Below are 19838 nucleotides of genomic sequence, written 5' to 3' on the forward strand. Positions count from 1 at the left end.
AGGAGGACGGCATGACGACACTGTTGCGACGCGAGCTCGGCGACGTGCTGCGCGAGCGCCGGCGCGCCCAGGGCCGCACCCTCCGCGAGGTGTCCGCCACGGCATCGGTCTCCCTCGGCTACCTCAGCGAGGTCGAGCGTGGCGAGAAGGAGGCCTCCTCCGAGCTGCTCGCCTCCATCTGCGGGGCGCTGCGGCTGCCGCTGTCCGAGGTGCTCGTCGACGTCTCCAACCGGATGGCCGAGAGCGAGGGGCTCGCCCCGACCGTCGCGCTGCCGGTCCCCAGCAGCGACGTGGTGTCCGCCTCCGCCGCCTGATCTTCTAGCCTTCTGGGGTGCCGACCCCACTCCCAGCGCTGCAGACCGAGCTCGACCCACGCCTCGACGACGCGATCGCCCGCCTGACCGGGCACCTGCGCGACGGGGACCACCCGGACCCGGTGGTCTCCGTCTGGCTCGGTGACCTCGACGGCCGCTCCCGCTACGAGCGCTCGTCCCTCGCCCCGCACTACGCGGCCTCCACGATGAAGCTGCCGCTGGTCATCGCAGCGTTCCGGCGCGTCGCCCGCGGAGAGATCGACCTGGCCGCGCCGGTGCAGGTCACCGCCACCTTCGCCTCGGTCCTCGACGGGTCCCCCTTCTCGCTCGACGAGTCCGAGGACCAGGACCCGCAGACCTGGGGTGCGGTGGGCGCCACGCGCACGGTCCTCGAGCTGGCCGAAGCGGCCATCACCCAGTCGAGCAACATCGCCACCAACCTGCTCATCGACGTGGTCGGCCTCGGCGAGGTGGCCGAGGTGCTGCGCATCGTGGGCTGCTCCCCGGCGACCGTCGTGGCAAGAGGCATCGAGGACGCGGTGGCCCGGCAGGCAGGCATCACGAACACCGTCACCGCCGCCGACCTCGGGCTCGTGATGGCCGCCGTCGGCCGACGCGAGCAGGCTCTCGGCGGTGAGGCCGTGCTCGGTCCGGTCGAGGAGCTGCTGAGCCGCCAGGTGCACGTCGACCAGGTCCCGGCCGGCCTGCCCACCGGGACGCCCACGGCGAGCAAGTCCGGCTGGATCCCCGGCGTCTCGCACGACGTCGCCCTCGTGCGCCCGGTGGGCGAGGACCCGTTCGTCCTCGCCGTCTGCACGACCGTCGACCTCGACGAGACCTCAGCCGCAGCGCTCGTGGCGGAGGTGGCCCGCGAGGTGTGGGCGGCCGAGCACCCGGCGGGGGAGGGGCAGGCATGACCACGATCGACCGCGTCACCACGACCAGCTCGTCCGTCCGACTGCACACGCCCTTCGTGACGTCGCTGCGCCGCACCGAGACCACCGACACCGTCGTGGTCACCATCACCGACAGCGATGGCCGCACCGGCTGGGGGGAGGCCCCGCAGGTCTGGCAGGTCACCGGCGAGTCCCTGGCCAGCGCCACCGCCTGCATCGAGCTCATGCTCGCCCCGGCGGTCGTGGGCCGGCGCCTCGACGACCGCGACGACCTGGCGGCGGCCGGTGCTGTCGTGCAGCGCGCCGTGGCCCGCAACTTCGGCGCCAAGGCGGCGGTGGACGCGGCCCTGCACGACCTGTTCGCGCAGGCGGAGGGCACCTCCGTCGCGGCGGTCCTGACGACCCGGGCGGACGGCATACGTGATCTGCTGACGACCGACGTCACGCTCTCGGCGGGCGCCGCGGATGCGCTGGCCGACACGGCCCGGAGCCGCGTCGCCGACGGTTTCACCACCCTGAAGATGAAGGTCGGCACCGACGCCGGCACCGACGTGCAGCGTGTCGCCGCGGTGCGCGAGGCCGTCGGTCCCGACGTCGCCATCCGCCTCGACGCCAACCAGGGGTGGACGCGCGAGGAGGCCGTCGCGGTGATCCGGGCCCTCGAGGTCGCCGACCTCGGCGTCGAGTTCGTCGAGCAGCCCGTCGTCGCCGAGGACGTCGAGGGACTCGCCTGGGTGCGCGAGCGCGTCGGGCTGCCGGTCATGGCCGACGAGTCGTGCTACGGGCCCTACGACCTCGAGCGCATCATCCGGCTGGGGGCCGCCGACCTGGTCAACGTCAAGCTCGCCAAGTGCGGCTCGCTGACCGTGGGACGCGACATGCTGCGCCGGGCGCACGAGGAGGGCCTGCGGACCATCGTCGGCTCGATGATGGAGAGCCACATCGGCGTCGGGGCCGCCGCGGCGCTCGTCGCTGCGGAGCCGACGACCGAGGTGAGCGACCTCGATGCCGGCTGGTGGTCGGTGGCCTCTCCGGTCGTCGGCGGAGTCTCCTACTGCCAGAACCAGATCCGCCTTCCGACGACGGGCGGCTTCGGCATCTCCGGCTTCGTCACGGCGGGCTGACCCGCGCGCACGAAGGGCCCCGCCGGAGCGGGGCCCTTCGTGGTGTTGCGTGGCTCAGTCGCCGACGAGACGGAGCGTGAACGTGCCCTCGCCGCTGCCCGTCGAGGAGGCGTTGGCGCCGAAGGCGCGCAGGGACTCGAGGAACGACTTGGCCTGGCCGTGCACCTGCCCCTTGACGAGGTCGTCGACCTTGTCGAGGTCGACGAACAGGGTGGCGTTGGAGCGGCTGACGTCGCCGACCGCGAGCTTGAAGGCGTCGGTGTCGCCGAGCTTGCCGCCCGCCTGCAGGTCGTCCGCGTAGCCGGGCGTCGTCGCCACGAACAGCTTGTCGCCGTCGGCCTTGTGGGTCAGGGTGCCACTGGGCGCGCCGGCGGTCTCGAGGAGCCGACCGACGAGCTCGTCGGCGCGCTTGGCGTCGCTCGTGAGGACCTTGGCCCCGATGGTGGGCATGTCGGACCCGAAGGTCTGGCCCGGCATGGCCAGGGTGAACGAGCGACCGAGGAGGATCTCGAGGTCGTCGGGCAGCTTCATCCCGAGCTGCTGCTCGATCTCGCCGGTGATGTCGCTCGAGCCGGTGCCGGCGGACCCGAGGCCCTGCAGCTGCTTCTCGAGAGTCGGCCAGCCGTTCTTGAGCATCTGGTCCGCGCCGGAGATGTTGATGGCCGCCAGGGTGTTCGCCGGCAGGGAGGCGAGCTCCGCGCCGTCGCCCTTGGCCGTCATCGACCCGTCGGCCCCGCGGACGGCGCCGGCCAGCTCGACGTAGTCGGCCTGGAAGCGCACGGCCACGGCGACGCGCCCCTTGGCGCCGGCCGCAGTCGTCATCGAGCCCATGCTGCCCATGTCACCGAGGGTGCCCAGCGCGGCGGTGCCGCCGAGCTTCTGGATCTCGCTCGCACCCTTGCCCATGTCGAACCAGCCCGACATGACGCCCTGCTCGCCGAGGGCCGCCATGTCCTGCGTGAAGGTGGTGTTGGTGGCCAGCGAGCCCTTGTCGACGGCCGCGAGGGTGGCGTCTCCCGCCCCCGGGGCCGTCACGATGGCGTAGCCGCCCCGCATGCGCACGTCGGCTCCGTCCTTGCTGCAGGCGAACAGGCGCGTCAGCGTGTCCTTCGCCGCGCCGTCGTCCTTGACCTGCAAGGCGATCGCGAAGTTCGGGTCCTTCTTCGTGCCGCCGGGGCGCACGGCGACCCCCACGCGGTCCCCGAGCCAGGGTGCGATGTCCTTGTCGAAGTCGAACTTGGAGACGCAGCTGTTCTTCGCGTCCTTGGCGGCGAGGTCCCACAGCTTCTTGCGGGGGTTGTCGGTGTCGAGGGTGTCCTTGACCTGCGGCAGCTTGCCGAGGAAGCGCACGGCGGCGATCTTCTGCCCGGCGGACGGGTCGATGTCGAGGCGGAAGTACGCGTAGGCGTCGCCGGGCAGGACCTCTGCCGGCTGGGACCCTCCGCCGCTCAGCTTCTGGAAGGCGAGCGCCCCGGCGCCGCCGAGGGCGAGCGCCGCGACGAGCGCGCCCACGAGCAGGGCGGGACGCCTGCGGCCACCCGGAGTCGGCGACTGGGGGTCGTCCGAGAGGGACACCTCCCCGGGCACCGTCTGCGCCGTGCCGGCGGGCACCGGATAGGTGTAGGGCTGGCTGCCCCCGGAATTGGGCTCGGTCATGCTGTGCTCCCCTGAAGAGTCGATGGGCCGCGCGCGTCGGCGCGGGACGAATGGACCATACCGGCCGCGTGGGAACCCCGTGGCCGGTTGCGTGATCTTGCGACGCCGGGAGCGAGCGTCCCGGTTCCGCCGTGGCCGGTGGCAGACTGCTGGGGTGCGGATCAGCCACTTCTGGACTTTGATGGACGACGAGTTCGGCGCGGCGTATGCCGGGTCGCTCGCCCGCGACCACGTGCTGGGTGCGCTGGGCAACCGCACGGTGGTGCAGGCGCTCGCCGACGGCGAGCCGCCGCGGGAGGTGTGGGAGGCGATCTGCGTCGACATGGACGTGCCGCCGGAGCGACGCCTCGGCCGCGACACCCGGGTGGCGCGCGGTGCGCAGGGCGGGCAGGCGGGGCAGGGCGGCCGGTCGAGCCGCTGACCGGCGTGTCGGGTGCGCATTTCGAACACGTGTTCGGTAGTGTGTTGTCCACAGGTCCTGCGCCACCACCCGCATCGTCCACAGGCCGTCTCGTGGTCCACCCGATGTCGGCGCCGGCACCTAACGTCTGACCCGACAGCGAATCTCATTCGATCTCATTCGAAGCCGTCGCCCGGGTCGAAGGTAGACGACCGCAGCGCAGACGGCAGTTAGGTGACCGACATGGCATCGGTGCAGGAGAAGGACAAGGACAAGGCCCTCGCCTCGGTGATGGGCCAGATCGAGAAGAGCTACGGCAAGGGTGCGGTGATGCGCCTCGGCGACGACGTCCGGCCGCCCATCGAGGTCATCCCGACCGGCTCGATCTCGCTCGACGTCGCGCTCGGCATCGGCGGACTGCCGCGCGGCCGCGTCATCGAGGTCTACGGCCCGGAGTCCTCGGGCAAGACGACGGTCGCGCTCCACGCGGTGGCCAACGCGCAGCGGGCCGGCGGCATCGCCGCCTTCATCGACGCCGAGCACGCGCTCGACCCCGACTACGCCAAGAAGCTCGGCGTCGACACCGACGCCCTGCTCGTGTCCCAACCCGACACCGGTGAGCAGGCCCTCGAGATCGCCGACATGCTCATCCGCTCGGGCGCCATCGACATCATCGTCATCGACTCGGTCGCGGCCCTGGTGCCCCGCGCCGAGATCGAGGGCGAGATGGGCGACAGCCACGTCGGTCTGCAGGCCCGCCTGATGAGCCAGGCGCTGCGCAAGTTGACCGGTGCCCTCAACAACACCGGCACGACGGCGATCTTCATCAACCAGCTCCGCGAGAAGATCGGCGTGATGTTCGGCTCGCCCGAGACCACCACCGGTGGCAAGGCGCTGAAGTTCTACGCCTCGGTGCGCCTCGACGTGCGCCGCATCGAGACCCTCAAGGACGGCACCGAGCCGGTCGGCAACCGCACCCGCGTCAAGGTCGTCAAGAACAAGGTGTCCCCGCCGTTCAAGCAGGCCGAGTTCGACATCCTCTACGGCCAGGGCATCTCCCGCGAGGGCGGCCTGATCGACATGGGTGTCGAGCACGGCTTCGTCCGCAAGGCCGGCGCTTGGTACACCTACGAGGGCGACCAGCTCGGTCAGGGCAAGGAGAACGCCCGCAACTTCCTCAAGGACAACCCCGACCTCGCCGACGAGATCGAGAAGAAGGTCAAGGAGAAGCTGGGGGTCGGTCCCCGTGTCGACCAGCCCGCCCAGGTCGCGGACGTGCCCGTCGACTTCTGATCATGGGCTCCTCCGACCAGGAGACCTCGCAGGACCGTCTGGCCCGCGCTGCGGCCGCCCTCGCTGACGCCGAGGTCGTGGCCCGGGCGCGGGCCAGCGGTCTGCCACCCGCGACTGGCACGGCGTTGGGCGCAGCGCAGCGCCCGGCTGCCGGGCGCCGGGCTGCTGGTCGCGCGCGTTCACGCCCGTCACCGGCGAAGGCCCCCGGCACCGGTTGGGGGTCGCAGGACCCGGGGGAGCGGCCGGACTGGGCGCCGCCGCCCGAGGAGTCCGACCTCCCCACGCCCGGGGCTGACGCTGTGCGCGAAGATGGCGCCGCGCCCGAGCCTGACGAATTGTCCGACGGGGAGGCCGAGTCGGTCGCCAGGGCCATCGTGCTGCGCCAGCTCAGCATGGCGCCTCGGAGCCGGTCACAGCTCGAGAAGAAGCTGCGGCAGCGCGGGTGTGACGACGATGTGGCCGCCAAGGTGCTCGACCGCTTCACCGAGGTCGGTCTCGTCGACGACGAGGCGTACGCCCAGATGCTGGTGCGGTCCAAGCAGTCCGGCAATGGATTGGCACGCAAGGCACTCGCCCACGAGCTGCGCAAGCAGGGCATCGACCAGGAGATCGCCGACGAGGCACTCGGCCAGGTCGGTGCCGGCGACGAGCGGGCCCGGGCCGAGCTGCTCGTGGAGAAGAAGCTGCGCACCATGCGAGGCCTGGATCCGGCGGTGCAGGCTCGACGGCTCGCCGGGATGCTCGCGCGCAAGGGCTACTCCGGCGAGGTGGCCTGGCCCGTCATCCGGGACGCCCTCGACGGCCTCCCCGAGCATCGGCGCGACTGACGCCGAGCCCCGGCGGGGGACGACGAAGGGGTGAGGACCTCTCGGTCCTCACCCCTTCGGGTGGAGCTGGTGTCGCCGTGACTCAGACGGCGGCAGGCACGTTGGCGATGGCCGAGACGTCGAACTCGAGCTTGACCTTCTCGCTGACCAGCACGCCGCCGGTCTCGAGGGCCGCGTTGAAGGACAGGTTCCACTCGGTGCGGTCGATGGTGACCTCGCCCTCGAAGCCCACGCGGGTGTTGCCGAACGGGTCCTTGGCCGAGCCGGTCTCCTCGAAGGGGATGGTGACGGACTTGGTGACGCCGTTGATCGTCAGGTCGCCGGTGATGGCCCACTCGGAGCCGTCGCGCTCGACGTCGGTCGAGACGAAGGTGATCTGCGGGTAGTTGGCGATGTCGAAGAAGTCCGGCGTCTTGAGGTGGCCGTCGCGCTGCTCGTTGCCCGTGGTGACGCTGGCGGCCTGGATGGTCACGGTCACGGACGAGGCGGCGGGGTTGACGGTGTCGACGTGTGCCGAGCCCTCGAACTCCTCGAAGTTGCCGCGGACCTTGGTCACCATCGCGTGACGGGCCGAGAAGCCGATGCGCGTGTGGCTCGGGTCGATCGTGTAGTCGCCGGAGATGTTCTCGACGGCGACCGAGGGGGTCTCGGTGACGGTCTCGTCCTTGGTGCGGTTGAACAGGCCCATGATGTGTCCTTGTCAGTAGTCATTGAACTTTCAACAACTATGATGATGCTGAGTTGTTGAACTGTCAAGCACTGCAACGGGGCGGTGCGCCTTGCTATTCCCGCTGACCCAAGACGGTGCGTCAGACGGCGGCCCGAGGCGTACGGAGCCGTGTCGTCAGGAGGTGCACACGGCGGGTCGTACCCTTGTCGGTGCCATGACTTCGCAGAACACGACCTCCGCAGCCGTCGACCCCGCCCCCGCACCCGTGCGGAGCAGGACGTATGACGTGCGCACCCACGGGTGCCAGATGAACGTCCACGACAGCGAGCGGCTCTCCGGCCTGCTCGAGACCGCGGGCTACGTCGACGTTGCCAGCCTGCCGGAGGCGGAGCGGCCCGAGGTGGCCGATGTCGTCGTCTTCAACACCTGTGCGGTTCGCGAGAACGCCGACAACAAGCTCTACGGCAACCTGGGCCAGCTGCGCCCGGCCAAGCAGAAGAATCCCGACATGCAGATCGCCGTCGGCGGCTGCATGGCCCAGAAGGACCGCGGCACCATCGTCCAGCGCGCCCCGTGGGTCGATGTCGTCTTCGGCACGCACAACATCGGCTCCCTGCCGGCGCTGCTCGACCGGGCGGCCCACAACAAGAAGGCCGAGGTCGAGATCCTCGAGAGCCTCGAGGTCTTCCCCTCGACGCTGCCGACCCGCCGCGACTCCGCCTACAGCGCGTGGGTCTCGATCTCGGTCGGCTGCAACAACACGTGCACCTTCTGCATCGTCCCCAGCCTGCGCGGCAAGGAGCAGGACCGCCGGCCGGGGGAGATCCTCGCCGAGATCGAGGCCCTCGTGGCGCAGGGCGTCGTCGAGGTGACGCTGCTCGGCCAGAATGTCAACACCTACGGCGTCGAGTTCGGTGACCGGCTCGCCTTCGGCAAGCTCCTCCGGGCCTGTGGCGAGATCGAGGGGCTCGAGCGGGTTCGCTTCACCAGCCCGCACCCGGCCGCGTTCACCGACGACGTCATCCTCGCCATGGCGGAGACGCCCAACGTCATGCCGAGCCTGCACATGCCGCTGCAGTCCGGTTCGGACAAGGTGCTCAAGGACATGCGCCGCTCCTACCGCAGCACGAAGTTCCTCGGGATCATCGAGAACGTCCGCCGCCACATCCCCGACGCCGCGATCACCACGGACATCATCGTCGGCTTCCCGGGCGAGACGGAGGAGGACTTCCAGGGCACGCTCGACGTCGTGCGCGAGTCGCGCTTCTCCAGCGCCTTCACCTTCCAGTACTCCATCCGCCCCGGCACCCCAGCCGCCACCATGGACCGCCAGGTGCCCAAGGAGGTCGTGCAGGAGCGGTTCGAGCGGCTCATCGCCCTCCAGGAGGAGCTCAGCTGGGCCGGCAACCGTGCCCTCGAGGGCCGTGAGGTCGAGGTGCTCGTCGCCCCCTCCGAGGGCCGCAAGGACCAGGAGACCAAGCGGCTCTCCGGCCGGGCCCGCGACAACCGCCTGGTGCACTTCGCCGTCCCCGACGGCGCCGAGGTGCCCCGCCCGGGCGACATGGTCACCGTCGAGGTCACCTACGGTGCGCCGCACCACCTCGTCGCCGACTCGGGGGTTCAGGGCGGCACGTATGCCGTCCGGCGCACTCGCGGGGGAGACGCCTGGGAGGCCCTGCAGGACGCCCCGCAGGGCACCGGCAAGCCGGCCGTCAGCCTCGGGATGCCCTCCATCGGCAGGCCCGCCGTCGCGCCCGCGGCGCAGGGGTGCTCGATCGCCTGAGCCGATTCGGGAGGGTGCCCTCGCTCATGCTTGACTTGGCGCATGAGCGTGCGTCCCATCGTCATCACCGGTGAGCCCGTCCTGCACCGCGCGGCGGCCCTCGTCACGCAGTTCGACGACGAGCTGCGCACGCTCGTCGAGGACATGTACGAGACCAACGTCGCCGCCAACGGCGTGGGCCTGGCGGCTCCGCAGGTCGGCGTCGGGCTGCGCGTCTTCGTCTGGAAGATGGCCAACGACGACGGCGTCCCGGAGCAGGGCCACGTCATCAACCCGACCGTCACGACCCCGCGGATCCCGCAGGAGCGACCGAACCCCGACGAGGACACCGAGGGCTGTCTCTCGGTCCCGGGAGAGGCCTTCCCGCTGAAGCGCGCCGACCGCGCCCACGTCGTCGGGGTCGACCTCGACGGCAACCAGGTCGAGTTCGACGCGACCGGCTGGTTCGCCCGGTGCATGCAGCACGAGTACGACCACCTCAACGGCACCCTCTACGTCGACCGGCTCGACGACCGACAGGCCAAGAAGGCCCGTAAGGCCGTCAAGCGCAACGGCTGGGGCAAGCCCGGCAACTCGTGGCACCCCGGGGTGGACCGAGACCCGTTCGGCCACGACGAGCACGAGGACGAGGACGACGCTGCGCCCGCGCACGAGCACGCCGAAGGCGCCGACCACCGGCACTCCGACGAGCTCATCGGCTGAGTGCCCGGAACGGTGACGCCCCGCCAGGATCGCCCCCTCGGGCGTATGCCGTGACGCCTGAGTCCGCCCCGCCGGCCCTGCCCGTCGTCGCGGTCGTCGGGCCCACCGCGACCGGCAAGTCCGACCTCGCGCTCGACCTGGCCGAGCGTCTCGGGGGAGAGGTCGTCAACGCCGACGCCATGCAGCTCTACCGCGGCATGGACATCGGCACGGCCAAGCTGCCCGTGGAGCAGAGGCGCGGGGTCCCGCACCACCAGCTCGACGTCCTCGACGTCACCCAGGAGGCCAGCGTCGCCGGCTACCAGGCCGACGCGCGCGCCCACTTCGGCGACATCGCCGCCCGAGGGCGCCGCCCGCTGCTCGTCGGTGGGTCGGGCCTCTATGTTCGCGCCGCCCTGGACCGCCTCGAGATCCCGCCGACCGACCCGCAGGTCCGCGTGCGGCTCGAGGCGGAGGCCGGCGAGATCGGCGCGGATGCCCTGCACGCGCGGCTGCGCACGCTCGACCCGGCTGCCGGGGCGGCCATCCTCCCGGGCAACGTGCGGAGGGTGGTCCGGGCCCTGGAGGTCATCGAGCTCACGGGTCGCCCGTTCAGCGCGAGCATGCCCAAACGCGAGCTGGCCTGTCCGGCAGTTATTCTCGGTCTCCGTGTCGAGCGCCCGGTGCTCGACGAGCGGATCGCCCGGAGGGTGGATCGCATGTGGGACGACGGGCTCCGGGCCGAGACGGAACAGCTGCTCACCGCCGGCCTGCGCCGGGGCGTGACCGCGAGCCGGGCCATCGGCTACAGCCAGGCGATGGCGGTCATCGACGGAGCGATGGGGGAGCGGGAGGCCCGAGAGGACACCGCCCAGGCGACCCGCCGCTACGCCCGCCGCCAGGAGGCATGGTTCCGCCCCGACCCGCGCATCGTCTGGCTCGATGCTCAGGCCCCCGACCTGCTCGACCGAGCCCTCGCGGCAGTGCGCGAGGCGGACGAGAGCCCGCGAGCCGGCATACCGGAGAATGTCTGACATGACGCGCTTCACGAAGGGCCACGGCACCGAGAACGACTTCGTGCTGGTCCCGGACCTCGAGGGCACCCTCGAGCTCACGCCTGCCCAGGTCCAGCGGATCGCCGACCGGCACGCCGGCCTCGGCGCCGACGGCGTGATTCGCGTCGTGCGCACCGCGCTGTCCACCGACGAGTCGGTGCGCGCCCAGTCGCGCGAGGCCGAGTGGTTCATGGACTACCGCAACGCCGATGGCTCGCTCGCCGAGATGTGCGGCAACGGCACGCGCGTCTTCGCCGACTACCTGCGCCGAGAGGGGCTCGCATTCGGCAGGCAGTTCACGATCGCCACCCGCGCGGGGATCAAGACCGTCCGCGTCGTGGAGGAGGGGTATGCCGTCGACCTCGGTCCGTGGCGCCTGGCCGACGAGGCCGCCGCTCGCGCCGACGGCTTCGACGTCATGGTGCGGCCGCGCCACGGCAAGCCGGTCCCCGCTCTGTCGCTCGACCTGGGCAACCCCCACGCGGTCGTCATGCTGCCCGAGGGCATCGAGCTCGAGCACCTCGACCTGACTGCGGCCCCTGAGGTGCAGCCCGAGCAGCTGGACGGGGTCAACGTCGAGTTCGTCCGCGCCGTCGGCCCCGGCCACATCGCGATGCGGGTGCACGAGCGGGGTGTCGGCGAGACGCGATCGTGCGGCACCGGAGCCGCCGCGGCTGCCCTCGCAACGCGCTTCTGGTCGGGCGTCGAGGACCTCGAGCCCTGGACCGTCGACGTCCCCGGCGGCCGGCTCACCGTGACCCCGCTGCCCGGCCAGCGGGTCGAGCTCGCCGGTCCGGCCGCCCTCGTCGCCGACGGCGACTTCCCGTTGTGACACAACCGTCGATGAGCTTCCCCTCGGCGACGATCCGGGGGGACGGCTTCGTGCTGCGCCCCTTGTCCCATGCCGACGTCGACGACATCACCGCGGCGTGCCAGGACGCACAGACGCTCGAGTGGCTTCCGCTCCCGCGGCCCTACGAGAGGCGGCACGCCGAGGGCTTCGTCGGGGAGATCGCGCCGGCGGCACAGGAGTCCGGGCGGGGGATCGTCTTCGCCGTCGAGGTCGACGAGCGTGTCCACGGGTGCATCGACCTCAAGGCGACGAACTGGCTGTCAGGGACGACCGAGATCGGCTACTGGGTGGCACCCTGGGGCCGCGGGCGGGGCCTTGCCGGGCGCGCCACCCGGCTGCTCGCCGAGTGGGCTCTGCTCGAGCACGGCCTCGAGCGGGTCGTGGTGCGGGCGGCCACCGGCAATCTCCCGTCGCAGCGCGCCGCCGAGTCCGCCGGCTTCGTCAGCGAGGGTGTGGCGCGCAACGCCGGCTTCGTTCACAGCGGACGGGTCGACCTGGTCATCTACTCCCTGGTTAGGGACGACCTGCGCCTCTGAGGAGCGCCAGGGCGCGGTGGAGGTGATTACTCGCGGCGGGGCGCGACGGCATACCTCGACCCGGAGGTGCGCGGGAGCGGTGGAGGTGATTTGTCGCGGCCGGGTGCGACGGCATACCTCGACCCGCGGAAGGCGGTGGAGCGCGACTCGCGTCAGGCGCGGCGGACCTCAAGGATGCGAAACGCCTTCGCCGAGGACAGCCGAGTGCAGACCAGTCCCCAGTCCTGCTCGTTGAGCCACTTCTGCAGCGAGTCCGAGCCGAGGTGCTTCTGCACGACGAGGTGGGCAACGCCGTCGTCGGCCAGCCGCGGCAGCCAGCGCTCGAGGAGGGCGTGCAGCGCCGGCTTGCCGACGTGGATCGGCGGGTTGGACCAGATCGTCGAGAATCGTAGGTCGCCCGGCACCTCGTCCGGCTCGCAGAAGGTGACGTTGCCGACCCCGGCAGTGGCGGCGTTGTCCCGCGCGAGGTCGAGGGCGCGGCGGTTGACGTCGACGCCCCAGACGTGCGCGCCGGGGGAGCGCAGCGCGAGCGTGATCGAGATGGGTCCCCAGCCGCAGCCGATGTCGAGCAGCTCACCGGTCGGGCTCGGGTCCGGCGCACCGGCGAGCAGCACGGCGGTCCCGGGGTCCAGGCGGTCCGGCGAGTAGACGCCGCGGGCCGTCTGCAGCCGAAGCCGGCGTCCGTCCAGGGACACCTCGATCTGCCGGCGCTGCTCGGGCGTGGCCGGCTCGGCGGTGAAGTAGTGGTCGGTCGGCTCGCTCATCAGGGGTCACGGTACCGGCCGGCGGTCGCCCTTCCGGCGTGGCCACCGGCGTCCGCGGGTATGCCTCCGGTGGGCACAAACGAGTGGCTCGTGGCGTTGGACCAGTGGGACGATAAGGAGAACATGACCAGCAACCACATGAAGCGCACCAGCGACACCGCCCGGGCCGGGCGCGACCAGGACCTCTTCGCCACCCGCGCCGAGGCCCTCGCAGCAGAGGCGGACGGGTTCGACGGCGCGGTCGCCCTCTACGACGGCGACCAGCTCGACCGCGAGGAGCGTGCAGCGCTGCGGCGCGTCCACGGCCTCTCGACCGAGCTCGAGGACATCACCGAGGTCGAGTACCGCCAGCTGCGGCTCGAGCGTGTCGTCCTCGCCGGCGTCTGGACCGACGGCAGCGCCGCAGACGCCGAGAACTCCATCCGCGAGCTCGCGGCCCTCGCCGAGACCGCCGGCTCGACCGTGCTCGAGGGCGTCATCCAGCGCCGGCAGCGGCCCGATCCCGCCACCTGGCTCGGCAAGGGCAAGGCCCTGGAGCTGCGCGACATCGTCGTCGCGGAGGGCGCCGACACCGTCATCTGCGACGGCGAGCTCGCCCCCAGCCAGCGCCGCGCGCTCGAGGACGTCGTCAAGGTCAAGGTCATCGACCGGACCGCGCTGATCCTCGACATCTTCGCCCAGCACGCCAAGAGCCGTGAGGGCCGCGCCCAGGTCGAGCTCGCCCAGCTGCAGTACCTCCTGCCGCGCCTGCGTGGTTGGGGTGAGTCGATGTCCCGGCAGGCCGGTGGCCGTGTGGCCGGCGGTGAGGGCATCGGTTCGCGTGGACCCGGTGAGACGAAGATCGAGCTCGACCGTCGTCGCATCAACACGCGCATCGCCAAGCTGCGCCGCGACATCAAGGGCATGAAGACCAGCCGCGACACGCGCCGCCATTCGCGCCACGCCGGTGGGGTGCCGTCCGTGGCGATCGCCGGCTACACCAACGCCGGCAAGAGCTCGCTGCTCAACCGCCTCACCGGCGCCGGCGTGCTCGTCGAGAACCAGCTCTTCGCCACCCTGGACCCGACGGTGCGGCGCACCGAGACGGCCGACGGCCGCATCTACACGCTCGCCGACACCGTCGGTTTCGTCCGCAGCCTGCCGCACCAGCTCGTCGAGGCCTTCCGGTCGACGCTGGAGGAGGTCGCCGACTCTGACCTGCTGCTGCACGTCGTCGACGGGTCGCACCCGGACCCCGAGGGGCAGATCAGCGCGGTCCGTGAGGTGCTCGCCGAGGTCGGCGGCGACCAGATCAAGGAGATCATCGTCGTCAACAAGGCCGACATCGCCGACCCGGAGGTGCTCGACCGCCTCCGCCGTCACGAGCGGCACTGCATCACGGTCTCGGCCCGCACCGGCGCCGGCATCGACGAGCTGCGCGCCCTCATCGACGAGGAGCTGCCGAAGCCGGACGTCGAGGTCGAGGTGCTCGTGCCCTACGACCGCGGTGATCTCGTCTCACGCCTGCACCAGGAGGGCGAGATCCTCGAGAGCGAGCACGTGGCCGAGGGGACCCGGCTGCGCGCGAAGGTCACTCCGACCCTGGAGCCCGACCTCGCCGCATACGCCGTCGTCGCCAGCTGAACGACAGCAGTGGAGGGAGGGCCCCGGACACCGGGGCCCTCCCTCCACTGTCGGTGGGATGGGTGAGGATGACCGCATGGACGTCATGGACGCGGACTCGCCGGCCCCGGTGATGGCAGGGGAAGGCCTGGGCACACCCGGCGACGTGTGGCTGACGACGCGTCGCGTCGTGCTGCGCCGCCCTCGACCCGACGACCTCGACGACTACGTGCGCCTGCACACCGATCCCCGCACGTACGCGCACGCGCCCTCGAGCATGCCGAGTGCCGAGCGCTGCCGTGAGCGCCTCACGGACGACCTGACCGACTGGGAGCGCGACGGGCTGGGGTATGCCGCCGTCGCCGATCGGGTGTCGGGCGAGGTCATCGGGTGGGCCGGGGTGAGGCACAAGGACTCGGACCACGCCGCGCTCAACCTCTACTACCGCCTGGCGCACGACCGGCTCGGGGGCGGCCTCGGTCGCGAGATCTCCAGGGCGCTCGTCGCCTGGACCGTCGAGCACCGCCCGGAGGCCCTCGTGACCGCCATGGTGGACGAGGTCAACACCGCGTCGCTGCGCACGGCGGCCGCGGCCGGGCTGGTCCAGGTCGGGGTGCGCCCGATGCGGGACGAGCCGGACGGCAAGCCGATGGCGTACTTCGAGGCCCCTCGGGTCGAGCCGGTGACGGCGGCCGAGGTGGGGGAGCCGCTGCGGGAGGAGCTCGTCGACCTCTGGGTGAGAGTGAACGACGCGGGCGGGGCGGTGGGCTTCCTGCCCGGTGCCTCGCGCCAGGACGTCGGTGCGGCGCTCGACCGGCACCTCGACGACGCACGCGGCGGCCGGTCGGTGCTGTGCGTGCTGCGCGACCCCGATGGCCCGCTGCGCGGGCTCGGCTTCTGGCAGCACTCGCTCGGCTTCCCCTACGAGCACGTCGCCTGGCTCAAGCGGCTCATGGTCGACCCGGCTGCACGCGGACGCAACCTCGGGCACATCCTGCTCGGGGGCATGGTGGGCATCGCCCGGCGAGAGCTGACCGGCGTGGAGCTGCTCCGGCTCGACTACCGCGGCGGCCTCGGGCTCGGGGCGTTCTACGCCAAGGCCGGCTGGACCGAGGTCGGCCGGCTGCCACGCGGCCTGCGGCTGACCGCCACCGACTTCCGGGACGACGTCGCGATGGCTCGCCGACTCGACGGCCGGCCACTCGACTGACCCGCACCGAGCACGCCGGCCGACGGTCAGGCAGGCGTCTCAGGACAGTCCCGTGATCGAGCCGTCCTCCGCGAGGTCGATCCGCTCGGCATTCGGCGAGCTCGACAGCCCCGGCATCGTGCGCATGTCACCGCAGACGGCATAGACGTAGCCGGCGCCGACGGCGGCACGCACCTGGCGCACCGGCAGGCGCCAGCCGCGAGGCGCACCCCGCAGCGAGGGGTCCGACGAGATCGACAGGTGGGTCTTGGCGATGACGACGGGCAGCCCGCCGTAGCCGAGCCGCTCGTAGTCCTGCAGCGCCCGCGCGGCGGCAGGGCTGAGGTCGATGCCGTCCGCCCCGTAGACCTGGGTGGCGATGGCCTCGATCTTCTGCTCGAGCGGCAGGTCCAGGGGGTAGAGGAACTCGAAGCTCGTCGGCTCGTGCGCGGCCTCGATGACCACCTGAGCCAGCTCGAGCGCCCCGGCCCCTCCCTCGGCGACATGCCTCGTCACGGCAGACCGGACCCCGAGCCGGTTGCAGAACCGGCGGATCACGGCGTGCTCGCTCGGGTGATCCTGCGGGAAGGCGTTGACGGCCACGACGGGCTGCACCCCGAACCGGCGGACGATCTCGACGTGCTTGCGCAGGTTGGCCAGGCCGGCCTCCACGTCCTCGGGCCGCTCCTCGAGCAGCCCCGCGGGCAGCGGCTTGCCGGCGCTGACGGCATACCTGCCGGAGTGGGTCTTGAGGGCGCGCACGGTCGCGACGACGACGGCGACGTCGGGCTTGAGCCCGCTGACCCGGCACTTGACGTCGAAGAAGCGCTCGGCGCCCATGTCGGCGCCGAAGCCCGCCTCGGTGATGGCGTAGTCGCTGCCGCGCATGGCGATCAGGTCGGCCGTCACCGACGAGGTGCCGGTCGCGATGTTGCCGAACGGTCCGCAGTGGATGATGGCCGGCCCGCCCTCGAGGGTCTGGAGCAGGTTGGGCTTGAGGGCGTCGGCGAGGATCACGGCCATCGCGCCGGCGGCGTGCAGGTCCTCGGCGGTGACGCTCCGGCCCTGCGTCGTGTAGCCGACGACGATGCGGCCGAGGCGCTCGCGCAGGTCTCGCAGCGAGGTCGCGAGGGTGAGCAGCACCATGACCTCACTGGCGGCCGTGATGTCGAAGCCGGTCTCGCGGGGCACACCGTCCTGCCGTGCACCCAGCCCGACGACGACGTTGCGCAGGGCCCGGTCGTTGACGTCGAGGACCCGCCGCCAGGTGATGTTGCGGACGTCGATGCCCAGGGCGTTGCCGTGGTGCAGGTGGTTGTCGATCATCGCGGCCAGCAGGTTGTGCGCGGCCGTGACGGCGTGGAAGTCGCCGGTGAGGTGCAGGTTGAGCCGCTCCATCGGCACGACCTGGCTGAGGCCACCGCCCGCCGCGCCGCCCTTGATGCCGAAGGTCGGCCCCATGGACGGCTGCCGCAGGGCCACGACCGCGCGCTTGCCGAGCCGCTGCAGGGCCTGGGCCAGGCCGACGGAGGTCGTCGTCTTGCCCTCGCCGAGCGGGGTCGGCGTGACCGCCGTGACGACGACGTACTTGGCCGGCGGCCGTGTGACGGGCTCGTCGAGCACGGCCAGGTCGATCTTGGCGACGTCACGGCCGTAGGGCTCGAGGTGGTCCGGGCCGACGCCGAGATCGGCTGCGACCTCGGCGAGCGGGCGCAGGGTCGCCGCGTGCGCGATCTCGAGGTCGGAGGGCAGGGGAGTGCTCATGTCCCGATACAACTCCCGTATGCGGCATCGCGCCCGCGCAATCGGTCCACAGGGCCGGGGACCACGGGAGCGCGGCCCTCGCGCGGCGGCATACGCTGACCCAATGGCCAGGCGACCCGCGCTCGACGACCTCCTCAACGCCGCGGTGTCGGGGGTGGCGGGTGCGACGCGTCCCGGGCAGGTCCAGATGGCCCACGCCGTGGCGCACGCCATCGACGAGGGGGAGCACCTTCTCGTGCAGGCCGGCACCGGCACCGGCAAGTCCCTCGCCTACCTCGTGCCGGCCGTCGCCCACGCCTTCGAGGCCGGCAAGCCGGCCGTCGTCGCGACGGCGACGCTGGCGCTGCAGGCGCAGATCGTCGACCGCGACATGCCGCGGGTCGCCGACGCGCTGGCGCCCGTCCTCGGCCGTCGCCCCACCTACGCGCTCGTCAAGGGCCGGCGCAACTACGTCTGCCTCAACAAGCTCGAGGGCGGCATCCCGGACGAGGACGACGTCCTGCTGTCCGTCGGGCAGGTCGACGCCTCCGTCGGACGCCTCGGCCAGGAGGTCCTGCGGCTGCGGGAGTGGGCCTCCACCACCGACTCGGGCGACCGCGACGAGCTCGTCCCGGGCGTCTCCGAGCGCGCCTGGCGGCAGGTCTCCGTGTCGGCGCACGAGTGCCTGGGCAGCAAGTGCCCGCTCGTGACCGAATGCTTCGTCGAGCGCGCGCGAGAGGCGGCCAAGGACGTTGACGTCATCGTCACGAACCACTCCTTCATGGCCATCGACTCGTTCGAGGGCAGGCAGATGCTCCCCGAGCACGACGTGCTCGTCGTCGACGAGGCCCACGAGCTCGTCGACCGGGTCACGGCCACCATCACCGACGAGCTCACCGGCACCATGGTGATGAGCGCGGCCAAGAAGGCCGGCCGGATGTCGGAGAACACCGCCCCGCTCGACGAGGCGGGCGAGCTGCTCGCCCAGGCGCTCGAACCGCTCGAGGAGGGCCGGATGCTCGGCATCCCCGACTCGGTCGGGCTCGCCCTGGCGCGCATCCGCGACACCGCCCGCGCCGTGCAGAGCGACCTCAAGCCGCCGCCCGGCCAGGAGGCCGACGGGGCCCGCCAGGTCGCGCGCGCCGCGGTCGACGAGATCCACGAGAACGCCGAGCGCATCCTCGAGGAGCGCGAGCTCGACGTCGTGTGGCTCAGCCGCGACCAGCGCCGCGGCCCCGTCCTCCGCGTGGCCCCGATGAGCGTCGCGATGCTCGTGCGCGACAAGGTCTTCGACGAGCGCACCGTGGTCCTCACCTCGGCGACGCTCGAGCTCGGCGGCACCTTCGACTCCGTCGCCGGCACCATGGGCCTGCGCGGCGAAGGCGCCCCGAAGTGGCAGGGGCTCGACGTCGGCAGCCCCTTCGACTACCCGAAGCAGGCCATCGCCTACGTCGCCGCGCACCTGCCGCCGCCCGGGCGCGACGGCGCCGGCGACGACACCCTCGACGAGATCGAGGAGCTGATCCGGGCGGCCGGTGGCCGCACCCTGGGCCTCTTCTCCTCGATGCGCGCCGCGCAGACGGCAGCCGAGATCATGCGCGCCCGCTTCGGCGACGACATCCCGGTCCTGTGCCAGGGCGAGGACCAGATCACGACGCTCGTGCGCCAGTTCGCGCGCGACCCGCGCACCTGCCTCTTCGGCACCCTCACCTTGTGGCAGGGCGTCGACGTCCCCGGCTCGTCGTGCCAGCTCGTCATCATCGACCGCATCCCGTTCCCGCGCCCCGACGACCCGCTCGCCTCCGCGCGGTCGCAGGCCATCGCGCGGATGGGCGGCAACGGCTTCATGGCGGTCTCGGCCACGCACGCCGCGCTGCGACTGGCGCAGGGCGCCGGGCGCCTCGTGCGCCGCGCCGACGACCGTGGCGTCGTCGCCTTCCTCGACTCCCGGATGATGACGGCGAGGTATGCCGGCTTCCTCCAGCGCTCGCTGCCGCCCTTCTACCCGACGACCGACAAGAAGATGGTGCTCGGCGCGCTTGCCCGGCTCGACGCCATCGCGCCCCCGCCGGTCGAGGTCGAGGAGCCGGCGCTGCGCTCGCTCACCGGGGCCAGGACCGAGCCCGACGGCACGGAGCACCCGCGACCGGTGGCCGACCCTCCGCCGGCCCCGGCGTCGTCGCGCAGCGCGGTCACCTCGGGGCACGCCTGGACCGACGAGCAGGACGAGGAGCTGCGCGACGCGGCCGAGTCCGGCATGCAGCTCGAGGAGCTCGTCGACCACTTCGAGCTGCCCGAGCCCGTCATCGCGGCGCGCGTCGAGCAGCTCGGCCTCCGCATCGCCTCGGGCGCGCTCTTCGACTGACTGTGAGGATCGCTTCTGCAGCCTGATCGTGCTGGGCTGTGGCTGACGGCTGTGGGTGTGACCCTTCGACTGACTGGCTTCGTGCCT

The 19838-nt window shown here is 71.9% G+C and carries 18 protein-coding genes; 14 read left to right on the top strand and 4 right to left on the bottom strand.

Annotated features, from left to right (window positions below; all coding sequences use genetic code 11):
* Positions 1–11: 11 nt before the first annotated feature.
* The 3 genes from AB0316_RS20815 to AB0316_RS20825 are packed head-to-tail and all read left to right on the top strand — an operon-like array spanning position 12 to position 2334.
* Entirely contained in the window at positions 12–314 is a 303-nt protein-coding gene (locus AB0316_RS20815; RefSeq protein ID WP_142183986.1) for a helix-turn-helix transcriptional regulator, read from the top strand.
* A 17-nt stretch (positions 315–331) separates the two neighbouring features.
* A complete protein-coding gene (locus tag AB0316_RS20820; RefSeq protein WP_366275155.1) occupies positions 332–1231 on the top strand; it encodes a serine hydrolase in 900 nt (299 codons plus the stop codon).
* Positions 1228–2334 carry a dipeptide epimerase gene (locus tag AB0316_RS20825; protein ID WP_366275156.1) on the top strand — a complete coding sequence of 369 codons (1107 nt, stop codon included), beginning with the start codon at positions 1228–1230 and terminating at the stop codon, positions 2332–2334. Before AB0316_RS20820 ends, AB0316_RS20825 begins: the two co-directional genes overlap by 4 nt.
* A 54-nt stretch (positions 2335–2388) precedes the next feature.
* Here the strand turns inward: AB0316_RS20825 and AB0316_RS20830 are convergent, their stop codons facing one another.
* Entirely contained in the window at positions 2389–3990 is a 1602-nt protein-coding gene (locus tag AB0316_RS20830; RefSeq protein ID WP_366275158.1) for a DUF3352 domain-containing protein, read from the bottom strand.
* 154 nt (positions 3991–4144) lie between these two features.
* On the opposite strand from AB0316_RS20830, the gene AB0316_RS20835 reads away from it, so the two are divergent.
* From AB0316_RS20835 to AB0316_RS20845, 3 genes are all read left to right on the top strand, one after another.
* Positions 4145–4411, top strand: coding sequence for a DUF3046 domain-containing protein (locus AB0316_RS20835; RefSeq protein ID WP_366275159.1), 267 nt, complete (start codon positions 4145–4147; stop codon positions 4409–4411).
* A gap of 222 nt (positions 4412–4633) precedes the next feature.
* Complete coding sequence (gene recA / locus AB0316_RS20840; protein WP_366275161.1) at positions 4634–5683, top strand: recombinase RecA; 1050 nt, start codon at positions 4634–4636, stop codon at positions 5681–5683.
* A 2-nt stretch (positions 5684–5685) separates the two neighbouring features.
* Positions 5686–6510 (top strand): regulatory protein RecX, encoded by an 825-nt coding sequence (locus AB0316_RS20845; protein ID WP_366275162.1) that lies wholly within the window; start codon positions 5686–5688, stop codon positions 6508–6510.
* A gap of 82 nt (positions 6511–6592) precedes the next feature.
* Here AB0316_RS20845 and AB0316_RS20850 read toward each other — a convergent pair whose 3' ends face one another.
* Positions 6593–7198, bottom strand: coding sequence for a YceI family protein (locus AB0316_RS20850; protein WP_366275164.1), 606 nt, complete (start codon positions 7196–7198; stop codon positions 6593–6595).
* A gap of 196 nt (positions 7199–7394) precedes the next feature.
* Between AB0316_RS20850 and miaB the strand changes: the two genes are divergently transcribed.
* From miaB to AB0316_RS20875, 5 genes are read left to right on the top strand one after another with little or no spacing between them, the layout of a single operon-like run.
* Positions 7395–8963, top strand: a complete 1569-nt coding sequence (miaB, locus tag AB0316_RS20855) for a tRNA (N6-isopentenyl adenosine(37)-C2)-methylthiotransferase MiaB (protein ID WP_366275166.1) — start codon at positions 7395–7397, stop codon at positions 8961–8963.
* Positions 8964–9005: 42 nt separating this feature from the next.
* Positions 9006–9665, top strand: coding sequence for a peptide deformylase (gene def / locus AB0316_RS20860; RefSeq protein ID WP_366275167.1), 660 nt, complete (start codon positions 9006–9008; stop codon positions 9663–9665).
* A gap of 50 nt (positions 9666–9715) precedes the next feature.
* Complete coding sequence (gene miaA, locus AB0316_RS20865) at positions 9716–10678, top strand: tRNA (adenosine(37)-N6)-dimethylallyltransferase MiaA (protein ID WP_366275169.1); 963 nt, start codon at positions 9716–9718, stop codon at positions 10676–10678.
* Between the two features lies 1 nt (position 10679).
* Complete coding sequence (gene dapF, locus AB0316_RS20870) at positions 10680–11531, top strand: diaminopimelate epimerase (RefSeq protein WP_366275171.1); 852 nt, start codon at positions 10680–10682, stop codon at positions 11529–11531.
* A gap of 11 nt (positions 11532–11542) precedes the next feature.
* Complete coding sequence (locus tag AB0316_RS20875; protein ID WP_366275173.1) at positions 11543–12088, top strand: GNAT family protein; 546 nt, start codon at positions 11543–11545, stop codon at positions 12086–12088.
* A 152-nt stretch (positions 12089–12240) separates the two neighbouring features.
* Here the strand turns inward: AB0316_RS20875 and AB0316_RS20880 are convergent, their stop codons facing one another.
* Positions 12241–12852 (bottom strand): methyltransferase, encoded by a 612-nt coding sequence (locus tag AB0316_RS20880; RefSeq protein WP_366275175.1) that lies wholly within the window; start codon positions 12850–12852, stop codon positions 12241–12243.
* A gap of 123 nt (positions 12853–12975) precedes the next feature.
* Between AB0316_RS20880 and hflX the strand changes: the two genes are divergently transcribed.
* Positions 12976–14475, top strand: coding sequence for a GTPase HflX (gene hflX / locus AB0316_RS20885; protein ID WP_366275177.1), 1500 nt, complete (start codon positions 12976–12978; stop codon positions 14473–14475).
* 76 nt (positions 14476–14551) lie between these two features.
* Complete coding sequence (locus AB0316_RS20890; RefSeq protein ID WP_366275179.1) at positions 14552–15664, top strand: GNAT family N-acetyltransferase; 1113 nt, start codon at positions 14552–14554, stop codon at positions 15662–15664.
* Between the two features lie 39 nt (positions 15665–15703).
* On the opposite strand, the gene AB0316_RS20895 is transcribed toward AB0316_RS20890, so the two are convergent.
* Positions 15704–17407 (bottom strand): formate--tetrahydrofolate ligase, encoded by a 1704-nt coding sequence (locus AB0316_RS20895; RefSeq protein WP_366275180.1) that lies wholly within the window; start codon positions 17405–17407, stop codon positions 15704–15706.
* A gap of 103 nt (positions 17408–17510) precedes the next feature.
* On the opposite strand from AB0316_RS20895, the gene AB0316_RS20900 reads away from it, so the two are divergent.
* Positions 17511–19751 carry an ATP-dependent DNA helicase gene (locus AB0316_RS20900; RefSeq protein ID WP_366275182.1) on the top strand — a complete coding sequence of 747 codons (2241 nt, stop codon included), beginning with the start codon at positions 17511–17513 and terminating at the stop codon, positions 19749–19751.
* The last annotated feature ends 87 nt before the right edge of the window (positions 19752–19838 follow it).

The organism is Terrabacter sp. NPDC080008, from assembly GCF_040702505.1.
Taxonomy (GTDB): Bacteria; Actinomycetota; Actinomycetes; order Actinomycetales; family Dermatophilaceae; genus Terrabacter.